Origin of the sequence: Psychrobacter namhaensis (genome assembly GCF_016107545.1) — a bacterium.
Lineage (GTDB): Bacteria > Pseudomonadota > Gammaproteobacteria > Pseudomonadales > Moraxellaceae > Psychrobacter > Psychrobacter namhaensis.
Genome location: NZ_JABASS010000006.1, coordinates 39,152 through 53,807, shown reverse-complemented (window position 1 = coordinate 53,807; position 14,656 = coordinate 39,152). Strand labels below are relative to the sequence as shown.

10 protein-coding genes are annotated in these 14,656 nt (G+C 46.7%); 1 reads left to right on the top strand and 9 read right to left on the bottom strand.

The genetic code is table 11. The features are described 5' to 3' along the window. Positions 1-244 precede the first annotated feature (244 nt). The 9 genes from JFC06_RS06505 to rsmH form a co-directional block, all read right to left on the bottom strand. Positions 245-1,744, bottom strand: coding sequence for a SulP family inorganic anion transporter (locus JFC06_RS06505; protein ID WP_198334408.1), 1,500 nt, complete (start codon positions 1,742-1,744; stop codon positions 245-247). A 613-nt stretch (positions 1,745-2,357) separates the two neighbouring features. Beyond that, positions 2,358-2,936, bottom strand: coding sequence for a PepSY domain-containing protein (locus JFC06_RS06500; RefSeq protein ID WP_198334407.1), 579 nt, complete (start codon positions 2,934-2,936; stop codon positions 2,358-2,360). A gap of 231 nt (positions 2,937-3,167) precedes the next feature. Next, a complete protein-coding gene (locus tag JFC06_RS06495; RefSeq protein ID WP_198334406.1) occupies positions 3,168-4,127 on the bottom strand; it encodes a putative RNA methyltransferase in 960 nt (319 codons plus the stop codon). Between the two features lie 142 nt (positions 4,128-4,269). Then, complete coding sequence (gene mraY, locus JFC06_RS06490; RefSeq protein WP_193006503.1) at positions 4,270-5,388, bottom strand: phospho-N-acetylmuramoyl-pentapeptide-transferase; 1,119 nt, start codon at positions 5,386-5,388, stop codon at positions 4,270-4,272. A gap of 3 nt (positions 5,389-5,391) precedes the next feature. Beyond that, positions 5,392-6,846, bottom strand: coding sequence for a UDP-N-acetylmuramoyl-tripeptide--D-alanyl-D-alanine ligase (locus JFC06_RS06485; RefSeq protein WP_193006502.1), 1,455 nt, complete (start codon positions 6,844-6,846; stop codon positions 5,392-5,394). A gap of 84 nt (positions 6,847-6,930) precedes the next feature. Further along, positions 6,931-8,700: a UDP-N-acetylmuramoyl-L-alanyl-D-glutamate--2,6-diaminopimelate ligase gene (locus JFC06_RS06480; protein ID WP_198334405.1), complete on the bottom strand. Its 1,770-nt coding sequence runs from the start codon at positions 8,698-8,700 to the stop codon at positions 6,931-6,933. 71 nt (positions 8,701-8,771) lie between these two features. Further along, positions 8,772-10,889, bottom strand: coding sequence for a peptidoglycan D,D-transpeptidase FtsI family protein (locus tag JFC06_RS06475; RefSeq protein WP_198334404.1), 2,118 nt, complete (start codon positions 10,887-10,889; stop codon positions 8,772-8,774). Beyond that, positions 10,886-11,383: a cell division protein FtsL gene (gene ftsL / locus JFC06_RS06470; RefSeq protein WP_198334403.1), complete on the bottom strand. Its 498-nt coding sequence runs from the start codon at positions 11,381-11,383 to the stop codon at positions 10,886-10,888. The genes JFC06_RS06475 and ftsL overlap by 4 nt, the downstream gene beginning before the upstream one ends. 235 nt (positions 11,384-11,618) lie before the next feature. Beyond that, positions 11,619-12,653: a 16S rRNA (cytosine(1402)-N(4))-methyltransferase RsmH gene (rsmH, locus tag JFC06_RS06465; RefSeq protein WP_227670116.1), complete on the bottom strand. Its 1,035-nt coding sequence runs from the start codon at positions 12,651-12,653 to the stop codon at positions 11,619-11,621. Positions 12,654-13,085: 432 nt separating this feature from the next. Between rsmH and gltX the strand changes: the two genes are divergently transcribed. After that, complete coding sequence (gltX, locus tag JFC06_RS06460; RefSeq protein WP_198334401.1) at positions 13,086-14,627, top strand: glutamate--tRNA ligase; 1,542 nt, start codon at positions 13,086-13,088, stop codon at positions 14,625-14,627. Positions 14,628-14,656: the final 29 nt, after the last annotated feature.

Sequence of the window (14,656 nt, the reverse complement as noted above, 5' to 3'; positions counted from 1 at the left end):
TGACAGATAAACACTGTTAGAATGACGCGAAGCCACGGTATTTAATAAAACTAGCACACACTCAAGGCAGCAATCAATATACAATAACATATATTAACCTGATTATTTTTAAGACTCTCTACGCTTCTGCCGTATTGTTCGGTCACCGTTTCTGTGGTTTGAACTCACTTAGTACCTTATACTTTGTTAGATTTCAATTTTTATCCTTATATATCCTTAAAAACGACATTGCTAATGCTTGATATTAATGAGCATCCAAGCTTTGCTCGGCATCAGGTTTGTCATGCACGCCGAATTTTTCTATCATCGCTTGGCTTGCTTCATTGAGACCTATCAGCTCAACGTCAGTCCCTTCGCGGCGAAACTTAATCATGACTTTGTCTATGGCAGCGACGGCCGTCACATCCCAAAAGTGCGCTCGCGATACATCAATGACCACTTTAGAGACAGACTCTTTGATATCAAATGAGTCAATCAAGCGCTCAGCTGATGAGAAAAAAACTTGTCCATCGACCTGATAATAACGCGTTCGTTCTGCTTCATCTAATTGCGTATGCACGCTCATATAACGCTCAATCTTATTGGCAAAAAATAGCGCTGATAGTAATACACCAATGAGCACGCCATACGCCAAGTTATGAGTCGCGACCACTACCGCAACCGTGGAGATCATGACGATATTACTTTGTAATGGCTTCGTTTTTAGCTCTTTAAAAGAACCCCAGTTAAACGTACCAATTGATACCATAATCATCACAGCGACTAATGCAGCCATTGGAATAATCTTTAACCAGTCGCTTAAGAACACCACCATTAATAGTAAAAACACCCCAGCAACCAAGGTCGAGAGACGTGTGTATCCGCCAGATTTTACATTGATGATAGACTGTCCAATCATGGCACAGCCTGCCATACCACCAAAAAAACCACTGACGACATTGGCTATACCCTGACCTTTACACTCTTGGGTGCGATCACCTTTGGTATCGGTTAAGTCATCCACAATGGTCATGGTCATCATAGACTCAAGCAAACCGACGATCGCAAGACTGATGGCATACGGCAAAATAATGAGTAGAGTATCTAAGTTTAAAGGAATATCAGGCAGTAAAAATATGGGTAAGGTATCCGGTAGCTGACCCATATCATTGATGGTGCGCGCCTCTGCGCCTAATAAAATAGCGACTGCCGTCACCAGTACAATACTGACCAGCGGTGACGGAATCACTTTGCCGATTTTTGGGAGGTAGGGATAACCATAGATGATCACTAGACCGAGAGCCACAAGACCATAGACGTGTATTAGGTTTGAGCCGTCTTGCGGCATCAGCTCGGGGATCTGCGACATGAAAATCAAAATCGCCAAGGCATTAATAAAGCCTAGGACAACAGATTGAGAGACATACTTCATCAAATTACCCAGCTTTAAAAAGCCAAAGATAATTTGTATGACCCCTGTCAAGACACTGGCAGCCAGTAGATATTGCAAGCCATGCTCTCTCACCAGCGTGACCATGAGTAATGCCATCGCGCCGGTTGCGGCTGAAATCATCGCCGGACGTCCGCCAACGAAAGCAATCACTACGGCAATACAAAATGAGGCGTACAATCCAACTTGGGGATCAACACCGGCAATGATCGAAAAAGCAATGGCTTCAGGGATAAGGGCTAGAGCAACGACCGTACCAGCTAGGACGTCGGCTCTAACATTGGATAACCAATGCTCTTTAATGGTATTTAACATGTTGAACTCAGTTTTTAGAAACTGCTTTAGTCTGTCAATAATCGCGATATTTGAGATAAGAAATATCTCAAATAAGAGATACTTAAAATCAAAGGTCTAACACATTTTTAGCTAGGCACAACGCCCATTAAATAACGAATACAAAAATGTGAACCATCATATTGAGCGAGTTATTGTCATAACTTGCCTTTAATAGCTTGCTCTTAATAACTCAATAGATAAATCGATTATGGATACAAACATTAAAGCCGTGCACGTGCACAGGAAAAAGCGTCAGACGCTCTATGAGAGTAATTGCTATAGGGAGCAATTATTTACTGAGGAGGGGGAGAGACAACTAGATTGGCATATTCATCTTTATAGTAAGGTTTATATCGCATGACATGCTGTGACTTTGTTACTATTATAGCTAGGCCTATAACTAGGCGCCACAGCAATATCCTTTTAATAATGGCACTAATGTTAGCACACTAGCACATTCAAAGTAAGACACTATCAGACTGGCAGCGATGCTGTCGGATAAAAAATAGACTTTATACGCTCATCATTCTACCAGAAAAGAAAACCCTAAGCCGTCATTGAAAAGGCTTAGGATCAAGTAGAACCTCAGCAATTAGTCATCACTATCCGCGGCGCGGGCTTGACTGCGAATGATATTACCAGTCGTGCTATCAACAACGATTTTATAAACCTGATTGTCTTTACCAATTTCAACCTTATAGACAGGTTTGCCAAAATCTGTCTCAAACTCAGCTTCTAGCACGGTACCTTTTAGGGTTTGGTTGGCCTTGCTGATGGCTTGCGTCAAGGTAAGTTTAGCTTGTTTCATGGCTTTGTATTCTGCCAAATCCTCTTTATCTAAGCGCTCTACTTCCTCTTTTGTGACCTTACCTGTATTGGCGTGGACTTTTACTTCCTGTTCATTATTATTGGTAATAATTTTGATCTCATAATTTCCATTTACCGTACGATCTTCTTGATCATACTCTACACTGACGATGTCCCCTTTCACTGCTTTATTGGCGAGTAACAGCGCTTGCTCTAGATCAATCTTGCTCTGTGAAGCCGCCTGTAGCTCACTACTCGGGGCTTTGGAGGTAGCAGCTTGACTGACTGCCACAGTTGCCACACTGATACTGGCCATACTTAGTGCCATTACGAGAGGTTTGCTCAATGTTGATAGTTTTTTCATAGTGTTACCCTAGAGTGCTCCAATTTTTCTAAAGACTGTTTATGAGTTTAGGCAGTGCCGTGCAACCTGCCTAAACTCATAAGATATTGATTTCGATTTGAATAATGACATAGAGTCAATTGGGATGTCTAAGTGATTTATGCTGTCAAAGCGTAACTGCTCGATTTATTTAGAGATGCCACGCTTCGACTACAGCTATGAAAATACTGGGGTTTTTAGTGATAACAAACGCTATTTAACAAGCGCTCTTTGCAAAACATAAACCACAAATCTGGCCTCAGTCCTAAACGCCTCTTTTTCAACGGTGGCCACTAACGCTTGTCTTTTCTCACTTTTGGCACGATAGGCATACGGGGTCATGGTCATTAGATCAGCCAAATCATCGGCTGACAAAGACATCTCAGCACTGACGCGATAAGTATTCATCAGAGTAAAATATGGGGCTAATTCTTGTAGGAACTTATCTGAATCGTGCTCGCGGACGCTATCAAATAACGCCTCACGCATTGACGCTAAATGCCCCTCATCTGGTTTGGCAATGATTAAATAGCCATTGTCAGTCAACACCTCAGCAAAAGCCTTAGGCAAAATCGGACTAAAAATACTGCTGATACCCGTCATACTGTGAGCACGTAACGGTAGATGAGCGGCGCTCGTTACGAGGGGATAAATGGCGGTTGCCTTGTCGGTGTTATCTGTGTTTTTCTGATACCAAAGCCTTCCCGCCGCCTTGCTCTCTTTCGCCAATTCAACCAATGCAGGCTTGCTGATGTCAGCTGCGATTAAGGCATCTATGGTAACTGTGGTATCTGACGCCATTTTTGCCATAGCCTGCGTGTAGTAGCCCTCACCGCAACCGATATCTAACCAGTTCACAGGCACGTTATGCGATGTCGCTACTGGCTCACGCTGCGCGAGTAACTGCCCCATTGTCTGACCAATTAACGCTTGCAACTTTTTATAATGTCCCTTATTCAAAAAGCGCTTTCGCGCCTCGATAGACGCTTGGCTATCGCCTGGGGTCTTGGACTTCTTTTGTTGCACGGGCAACAGATTGACATAGCCCTGCCGCGCCACATCAAAAGTATGGACAGTTTGTTTAGGGTTTAAGCTGCCATCACAGCGCCACGTATCTAACGCGGGCTGTAGTGGTGATTGACAAAGCGGGCAAACAAATAAGGACACAAGCATCTCAAGATCATCGCAATATGGCGAGTATTTTAACAAAGTTCAGACTCGCTAAGTAATAAAAGGCGCAATAAAAAAGCCACCTCAATCACATGTGAGATGGCTTTTGATTGAATGATAAAACCATCAATCAGGTATGTCTGCTTTAACGCAGTTTGAGCGTCATTAACCCAAGGATGACCAATATGATGGCAATGATCCAAAACCTTGCCACCACTTGCGTCTCTTTCCAGCCAATTTCTTCAAAGTGATGATGCAGTGGTGCCATACGAAAGACGCGTTTTTTGCGCAGTTTATACGAACCAACTTGTAACATCACTGACAGCGCTTCGGCCACAAATAGCCCGCCCATAATCGCAAAAGCAATCTCTTGCCGCGTCATGACGGCTATGGTACCGAGCATCGCACCCAGTGCTAGCGCCCCAACATCACCCATAAACACTTGCGCTGGATGAGCATTGAACCATAAGAAACCAAGTCCGGCGCCAATCATCGCACCGCAGACAATAATCACTTCAGAGTTGTAAGCAATATAAGGCACATGCAAGTAATCAGCAAAACGTACGTCGCCTGACACATAAGCCATGGCACCCAGACCTGCCGCGACCAAGACCACAGGCAAAATTGCCAAGCCATCCAAGCCGTCGGTTAAATTAACAGCGTTAGACGCGCCATTAATCACAAAATACGTAAAAATAATAAAACCAATACCAAAAGGCACCGCCGAAAACGGAATCATCCAATCCTTAAAGATGGGCAATAACAAGTCTTGCATCTCACGAGTGGTGGCGACATCTGGTTGGAGCGTCGCGATATAATACAAAGAAACGCCGACGAATAACGCCCCCATGGATAACCAAAAGTACTTTTTGCGCGCGATTAACCCTTTCGGATCTTTGTATTTAATCTTGAGCCAATCATCCGCCCAGCCGACTGCGCCAAAGACAACCATCACAACGAGCAAAATCCAAACATACGGATTGTTCAAACGAGCCCACAGCAAGGTCGATACCCCAATCGCGCTCAAAATCAGCACCCCACCCATGGTCGGTGTGCCAGTTTTGGCCAAATGCGATTGCGGACCATCATTGCGAATGGCCTGACCATACTTAAGCGCCCGTAGACGCCGAATGACACGCCCGCCAAAAATCATGCTGAATGCGAGGGCGGTAATGACCGCGAGTAACGCACGTAGCGTGAGTGAGGAAACCGCAGAAAACGGTGTATAATACTGGCCAAGCCAGCCAAACAACCAAACTAACACCGCCTACTCCTCTACTAGCGCATGAATAAGGGTTTCCATCTGCATGGAACGAGAGCCTTTGAACAGCACAGTGCAAGGCTGAGACTGTTGCGCCTGCAAATACGGTTGTAAATACTGTAGTAAAAGGTCTTTATCGGTAAAAGCATGGGCACTGATATCAGAAATCTCTTGCGCACCCGCCACAGTGTAAGGCGCATATTCACCAACACAAAGCAGTACGTCAATACCAGTAGTCGCAATCGTACGTCCCAAGCTTTGATGTTCGCTAACGGCTGCGTCACCCAGCTCTCCAATGTCTCCTAACACCATGACCTGTATTCCCGTTTGCGCCGCCAGTACTTTTGCAGCTGCACGCACCGAGTGTGGGTTGGCATTATAAGTGTCATCAATCAAGCGATGCATCCCAAGCAGCTGACTGTTTAAACGGCCTTTAGCAGGTCGCGCATTTTCTAGCCCAATCACAATGTCACTCGCAGCAATATTTAACGCATGCGCACAAGCAGCAGCGGCTAACGCATTGTTGACGTTATGCTCCCCTGCCAGCGGCAAGTTAATGTCATGTAATTGGTTGCCAATATGCAGTTTAAACTCACTACGCTCAGGCTCTACATCCAAGTGACTCGCACTCACGTCGGTATTACCAAAACCAATGACATGCGAGGTGTATTTTTCAGCGATACGGCGTAGCTGATTGGTAAAATCATCTTTGTCAGGAACAATGGCGAACTGCGTGTCTGATAAGGTGTGATAAATCTCCGCTTTGGTTTGGCAAATGCCTTCACGACTACCAAACTCACCCAGATGGGCGGTACCGATATTTAAGATACAGGCCACGTCAGGCTGGACAATCTCAGTCGTGTAAGCAATCTCGCCAATATGATTGGCACCCAACTCTAAGATGGCATAACGATGATGATCTGACAGCTCAAGAAGCATCATCGGTACACCCAAATCATTGTTTAGATTGCCACGGGTAATCAGTGTCGGTGCCAGTCGGCCAAAGATACTACCGAGCATCTCTTTACAGGTGGTCTTACCGCTAGAGCCAGTAATCGCAATCACAGTCAAGTCTTTATGCTGCTGGCGACGATACGCGGCCAATTGTCCGAGCGCCAAACGTGTGTCTTTCACCACCAACTGCGGAATACTCGTAGAAATAGGACGCGAGACAATAGCAGCGACCGCGCCTTTCGATGCCGCCATGTTGATATAATCATGACCATCAAAATTCTCACCACTGAGCGCCAAAAAGATGTCGCCGTTTTTTATGGTGCGCGTATCGGTGGCGATACGGTTACTCACCACTGCATTTTTTGCTAGCTCTGACTGCCCGGTACTTACTTGCTCTTCTGAGAGCTGCCAATGCCCAGCAAGTGCTGTTGTCGCTGCGAGCAAATTGTCTACTTGCCACACATACAGCCCTTGTGACTGGATGGTGTTATCGTTATCGGCTGTCATAGTGCTTACCTTATATGATGACTACTTATTTTTTATATTTGAATTTTTTGCGAAACATGAAAAACCGCGTGCAGCCGCTACTATCTACATTCGACCAGCGTTGCTGAGGGCATGTTGTAAGACAACACTGTCATCAAAATCATAACGTACATTGTCAATTTCTTGATAGGTCTCATGACCTTTACCCGCAATAACCACAATGTCATCGACAGCCGCATGACTAACCGCATATTCAATGGCGGCTTGGCGCGCAGGTTCAATGTGTGTGCGCTGGTATTGCTCGTCACTCATACCGGCTTGCATGTCTTGCAAAATCATATGGGGGTCTTCGGTACGTGGATTGTCTGCCGTTAGAATGACTTGGTCTGCACCCGCCAGACCTGCCTGCGCCATCAATGGGCGCTTGCCAGCATCACGGTCACCGCCACACCCAAATACTGCCCATAGCTGCCCCTTACAATGGGTCTTAAGACTCGCCAATACCTGACGCAGGGCATCAGGCGTATGAGCATAATCCACGATAAAACAACCATTATTAGAGGGCACGCGCTGCATACGTCCAACCGCACCTTGCAGCTTTGGCACGGCAGCAGCAATAGGCTCGATATCGTTATCAAAATCAGAACCAAGTGCCACTGTAGCCGCCATAGCGGCGAGCAAATTTGCCACGTTAAAGCGTCCCAATAGCGGACTAACGACACCAATACTGCCATCTTTTTTGCCACCAAGATCCGTATCATCACAGTCAGTACTATCAACATCGACGCGCAGAGCAATCTCGACACCTTGTAGGCTTGGTTTGATGTCAGCGGCGACAAAAGTCGCAGTTTTGGACGCATCTAAGCTGTATGTCCACACGGTTAAATCGCTGGCATGCGCCGTGTCCAGCATCACTTGTGCATACTCGTCATCGATATTAATAATGGCGTGGGTCAAATCTGGAAAGTGCGCTTTATCAAATAATTTGGCTTTGGCCGCCGCGTATTCTGTCATATCAGCATGATAGTCTAAATGGTCACGGCTCAAGTTGGTATAAATCGCAACCGACACCGGTACGCCTTGCAAACGCTGCTGATCCAGTCCGTGTGAGCTCGCCTCAAGTGCGAGTAACTCAGCGCCATCACAACCCATTTGATATAAGAACTGCTGTACGGCTAGCGCATCACCTGTAGTGTGGCTGGCTTGAACCAACGCCCCCAGCTTACCATTACCTGCCGTCCCCATTACCGCACTGCTCATGCCAGTTAGCTGGGTTAACTGGGCAACCAATTGACTGATGGTGGTTTTGCCGTTGGTGCCTGTCACTGCCACCACAGTGGGTAAACGCACTGGCTGTTGGTACTGCAAACGCGCTTGACACAAATCCCCTAAAAAATCACGAATGTTGGGTACGTATAAAACTGGACAAGGCAGCGCTGTGAGTTGCTGCTGTGCCGATGACTGAAAAGTATCAGAGGTTAAAGCAATATTGGCATGTGGGGGCACATTGGCGGCCGCGAGCAGCGCGATAGGATCGATTTCTGATAGGATAAAAGCCGCCTTTGTAGCGGCTTGATAGAGGTAGTCGCGGCTTTTTTGACAGTTTGGTATTTGGCTTTTTAATAAGACAAACACATCGCTGGTTGCTAACTGACGACTGTCTAAACGAAACTGGTGAAACGGGATATGGACAACCAAAGACACTTGATTTTCAGTCACTTGATTTTCAGTCACTTGATTGACTGATGTTTGCGCCGATGTCGTGATCATCGCGTTTAAGGCTTGCTGTAAACCATGTCTATGACTACTGCTGGCTTCAGCCAGTTGCTGCAAGGTGACAGTAGCGCTGCTTGGCGATGAAGTAGACGTGGTCATTGGCATATCCTAAACGGTTAAAACAAATCAAATAGTGAGTGGTGAAACAGGCAAAAATCTTATAGCAATATCTACTGAGCTTCCGTCTTTAATGGCTTATCCAAGGGCACATTATATAAACGTAGTGCCTCTTTCATAACATTATGAAAGACAGGTGCCACCGTTAAACCAGCATAAATTTGACCGCGTGGGTCTTCGATTAACATCACACCAACCAGCCTTGGGTTCGACGCTGGCGCCATACCAGCAAAAACGTTACGATACTGATCGGTATGATAGCCGCCTTCTGGATTGATACGGCGCGACGTTCCGGTTTTACCGGCGACGCGATAGCCATCGATAGCAGCGCCTTTAGCCGTACCGCCATCTTCGGTCACACTTTCCATCATTTGTACGATCGCCATCGCTTGTTCATGTGCCATGATGCGTTTGCTGGGCTGTGGTTCGTTATCTTTAATGAGTGTTAAAGGATGCATAACCCCACCTGCCGCCAGTGCTGAGTAAGCCTGTGCGACCTGTGCCAGCGTCACTTGTAGACCATAACCATAACTGACCGTCGCGCGCCTTGCTGTTTCTTTTTCTTTTGGCGTGACCACCAGCCCGCTACCTTCGCCTGGGAACTGTAACGGCGTTTTTGTCCCAAAGCCAAACTGTTTTTGCATATTGGTAATAGCATCAGCGGGTAGCGATAGCGCAATCTTGGTTGAAGCCACGTTACTAGACTTCTGTAACAGCGTCGCCATATTAATCATGCCCAAATTATTATGATCGCGAATGGTATAACCACGAACACGGATAGAGCCAGGATTGGTATCAATTAAAGAGGTGGCTGTATATTTGCCTGAATCTAAGGCGGCAGCAACCGTGAAAGGCTTCATCACTGAACCGGGTTCAAAGACATCAAGGAGCGCACGGTTACGCTGGTTTTCACCCGTCATCTCATTGAGGTTATTGGAGTTAAATGATGGCCAAGTTGATAAGGCGAGCACCTCCCCAGTTTGTACATCGACGATCATGCCAGTAGACCAACGCGCTTTTTGTAAACGTCCGGCTTTTTCCAGCTCTTTATACAGCAAGTATTGCAAACGCGAATCAATGGTCAATGCCACATCTTTGCCCGCTATTTCAGGTTCAATCTGCTTAATTTCTTTAAGACTGTTTTGTTTGGCATCTTTTAGCACCAGTACTTTACCATCGGCACCCGCCAGCTCAGCTTCATACTGGCGTTCAACACCGGCACGCCCTTCGTAACCGCCTTCAGGGTCATTGGCGTTTTGTCCCATAAAGCCTAACAGTTGGGCATTCGGTTGCGGCTGTGGATAATAGCGCTGAAAGAAGTTTTTTTCATAGACGCCAGGAAAATCCAGCGAGCTGACACTTTGGGCAATCTCGGGCGTCACTTTATTCAAAAGAGGAAGATAATGCGAGCCTGCACCAGATGGCAGTGCCGCTTTGACGGCTTCTTCATCAGTCACATCGATACTGTCATCGATGGCAGTTGCTTTTTTTAGCTCACCGACCGAGATGTTGGCTGCCGCCGCCAATTGAGTTAAGTCCATGTTGTCCAAGCGCTTTTGCATACGCGCGACCAGCTGCGGACTCTCAGGGTTGGTGATGATAATGCGTTTAAGCTCGTAATATTCGCGAGCATAATCGTGTGGACTAAAAGAGACCGTCGCCAGTGGCGCACTAACCGCTAATGGCAAATGATTACGATCCGTAATCATACCGCGATAAGATTTTTGCGTCCGCACGCTGGTGATAAGCTCATCGCCTTTATCTTGATAAAACTGGGCATTAGCGACTTGTAAATAATAAGCACGGGCGATTAGCAAGCCCAAGATGACAAGAGCAATAGCCCAAATCATACGAAAGCGATTTTTATCCTGCTCAAAGCCGCCGCGAGATGAAGCCCCAGAGGCTTTCCCCAAAAACGCTCTTTTATTTTTCAGGTTTTTGACACTGGTATAAGCGCCTTGTTCTTCGTTCTTTTTTAGACGGCCAAATAGCGTGGATTTGCGGTTATCGGTGGATTGATTGTCAGCTTTGCTGCTCTTTTGTCCAGATTTAGCCGCACTCACACGGCGTAAAGGCTTGGTGACTTTTCCACTGGTGCCGCTGGTTGGTTTTTTGCTCGTATTCTTTGCGGTGGCTTTGTCGCTATTGGCGTTAGACTTCTTATCCGTCATTGTCCTGCCTCCGCTAGGTCGGAATCGGGCACAGACATCTCATTAGCGATTGCTGGTGCGATAATATCTGAATCATTAGCTGCAACCACCCCATCCGAGCCACTAGAACCGACTGGTGCTACCGCGACCGCCGCCCCCGGCTGGATAATCAGCTTATCTTTTAGAGTTGGTGAAAACATACCCAACTCTGCAACCGCACGACTGGCAATTTGCGGTGTCGCGCTAAATGTCTGCTGCTCAATCAACAGGCGCTGATGTTCAACTTGTAGCTTACGCTCTTGTTTTTTCATATCTTGCAAGGTTTTATAGTCCTGATGGTATTGCTGAACGCCGTCGGCCGTTTTGATACCACTCCATATAATAGCCGCTGCCAACAGCAACAGTATGACCACATAAATACTAACCACATTAAATCGGCGCACAAACAGTTCGCCAACATCAGCATTGTAGGCCGCTGCGGTACGACGGTTTGCAGGTTTGTCAGATATTGCCATGACCATCTCAAAAAAGTGAACTTCAAAATATAAAAAACGATAACGGTTGGTGAGTTATTAAAAACTCATGAGCCATCAGCACCATCAACAAAAGTAAAACCAAACCAAAAAGTAACTGCCGAGCCTAGCAGATAATGTTTACAGCTTTTTAACAGCAGCGTAATCATTAAAGCATTTACTCGTCTCTAGTCGCTAGAAAGCCGATTAAAATGATTTCCAGCAAAAAAGGAGCGGTTTATTGCTCGACGTCAGGTAAATAATCACTATCAGTACGTGTCGCCAGTCGTAACCACGCACTACGCGAACGTGGATTGTGGCTTATTTCAGCTTTACTTGGACCAACACGTTTAGGCTTACTAAAGTAACGCGGGCGCTTGGGCGGCATCGGTAAATTCTCATCTTCTGGATACTGCCCTTTGCTATGACGCTGCAAAAACTGCTTAATACGGCGATCTTCTAATGAGTGAAAGCTAATGACCGCAAGCTGTCCACCCGGCTTTAAAATTGGAATACTTTGCGCCAAAAAGTCATCGACGTCGCCAAGCTCATTGTTAATAAAAATACGCATGGCTTGAAAGCTTTGTGTCGCAGGATGTTTGCCGCGCTGCCAATTAGGATGGGCAATCTTAATCACTTCAGCCAGCTCAAGCGTTGACTCATAACTGTCCATCTGTTTGATGGCACGGGCGATGCGGCGACTGTGACGCTCCTCCCCAAACTCATACAGCACATTGGCCAAGGTTTCGTCATCGACTTTTTCTAGCCACTCAGCAACCGACTGGCCACGGCTGGTATCCATCCGCATATCGACCGCCCCATCGCGCATAAAGCTAAAGCCGCGGCTGCCATCATCAATCTGGGGTGATGAGATACCCAGATCTGCCATCAACCCATCCACTTGCGTAATACCGAGCGCGGCCAGACTGGACGTCAACGTCGCAAAACTATCATGTACCACATGTACCCGGCTGTCCGTACTTGCCAGCTCTTTGGCAACGCTAATGGCAGTCGGATCTTTATCAAAGACAATAAGCTTGGCATCATCAGCAAGATGACTCAATAATAAGCGACTATGGCCGCCGCGGCCAAAGGTTGCATCCACATAAATGCCGCTCATTTGTAAGCTATTTTGACCTTTGGTGGCATCTTTTTGGGGCGGTAAGGACTTGACGCCCAATACCGCCGCGACGGTCTCTGGCAAAAGCACGGCATCATGGATAAAACTCAACTCATCAGACGTGGCACAGTCTTCACCTGACTCTTGGGCGATATGTTGCCTACTCTCTTCAGTCAGGTTTTGAGCAGAATGAGCTTCTACAGAAGACAGGTTGGTCGCTGACTCAGCATGATCAGCAGCTGAAGAATCGTTGGCGTTAGAATTGGGCGTAGGTTTTGACTTCGATTTTGATAGTGACACAAATAACTCAGTAGATGACGACCATTTTGGCCAGTAATAGTAAAAAATCAGATGAAAATAAACAAGTTATGGCTTGTCTAGCATTATTATCGCAAGGATACACTGGTAGTCAAGCTCTAGAAGGGCATTTCGTTAAAAATATCCCATCTCTCTGTTATACTAACGCTATATTTTACGCTATTTTTCAACTTTGACTGCTATTGTTTCATCCGTATTTTTTACTCATATTTGTGGCTGATACTTGTTATTACCCTTTTTCACTATCTACAATATTCTGAGACCCCTATGATGCAAACCTCGACGACCCCGACGACCACTGCTAGCAGCAAGCGCCCTGTTCGCACGCGTATTGCCCCATCGCCTACGGGCTTTCCTCATGTGGGAACGGCTTATATCGCCCTTTTTAACCTCGCCTTTGCTAAGGCTCACGGTGGCGAATTTATTTTGCGTATCGAAGACACTGACCAAACTCGCTCGACTGAACAATCTGAAAAAATGATTTTAGATGCGCTGCGTTGGGTCGGTTTGGATTGGAGCGAGGGTCCAGATGTCGGTGGACCACACGCCCCTTATCGTCAAAGCGAGCGTAGTGAGATTTATAAAAAGCACGCTGAGCAACTGATCGATAATGACCATGCATTTCGCTGTTTTTGTACCAGTGAAGAGCTAGACGCTATGCGCGCTGAGCAAATGGCCAATGGCGAGACCCCGCGCTATGATGGACGCTGTGCGCACCTCGCCGCCGAGAAAACCGAGCAATTGGTCAGCGAGGGCAAGCCCCATGTCATCCGTATGCGTGTGCCAACCGAAGGCATCTGTCAGGTACATGACATGCTACGCGGCACCGTTGAGATTCCTTGGACGCAAGTTGACATGCAGGTGTTGCTCAAAACCGACGGCATGCCAACTTATCACTTAGCAAACGTCGTAGATGACCACTTGATGGATATCAGTCATGTGATGCGCGGTGAAGAGTGGCTGAACTCTGCGCCCAAACATCAGCTGCTTTATGACTACTTTGGTTGGGAGATGCCAGTCCTGTGTCACATGCCACTACTGCGTAACCCAGACAAATCTAAACTGTCTAAGCGTAAAAACCCAACGTCTATCACCTACTACCGTGATGCTGGCGTGTTGCCTGAAGCCCTACTCAACTATCTGGGCCGTATGGGCTACTCAATGCCTGATGAAGCGGAGAAATTCACCTTGGATGAGATGGTTGCGAGCTTTGATATTCAACGTGTGTCACTCGGCGGTCCTATCTTCGACATCGAAAAGCTTAACTGGCTCAACGCCGAATGGCTCCGTGCGCTCACGCCTGAACAGCTAAAAAATAAAATCCTTGCTTGGGCAAATGACAGCGATAAATTAACCGCTATCGCCGCCGCTATTCAACCCCGTATCGAGCTGCTGTCTGACGCGGTCAATTGGGGTGGTTTTTATTTCCAGAATCTGCCTGATATTAACGCTGAAAGCTTTACCCATAAGTCGCTGACGCCTGAGCAAATCATAGAAATGCTACAACTGGCGCTGTGGCAGCTGGAAACCTTACCGACGTGGTCAGAAGAAAACATCTACGCGACGTTAAAAGGTCTTGCCGCGCATCTTGACATCAAGATGCGTGACTTTATGGCCCCATTCTTTATCGCCATCGCTGGCAGCACCTCATCGACGCCCGTCATGAACTCTATGGCGATCATCGGTGCTGATATGACGCTGACCCGCTTGCGCCATGCGGTTGATGTATTAGGCGGCCTCGGTAAAAAGAAACTCAAAAAACTAGAGAAACAAGCGGCAGAGTTGCCAGACTTTTTGGCTGATAAATAGCTTGGCAGCTGAATAACAAATGAGCTAAA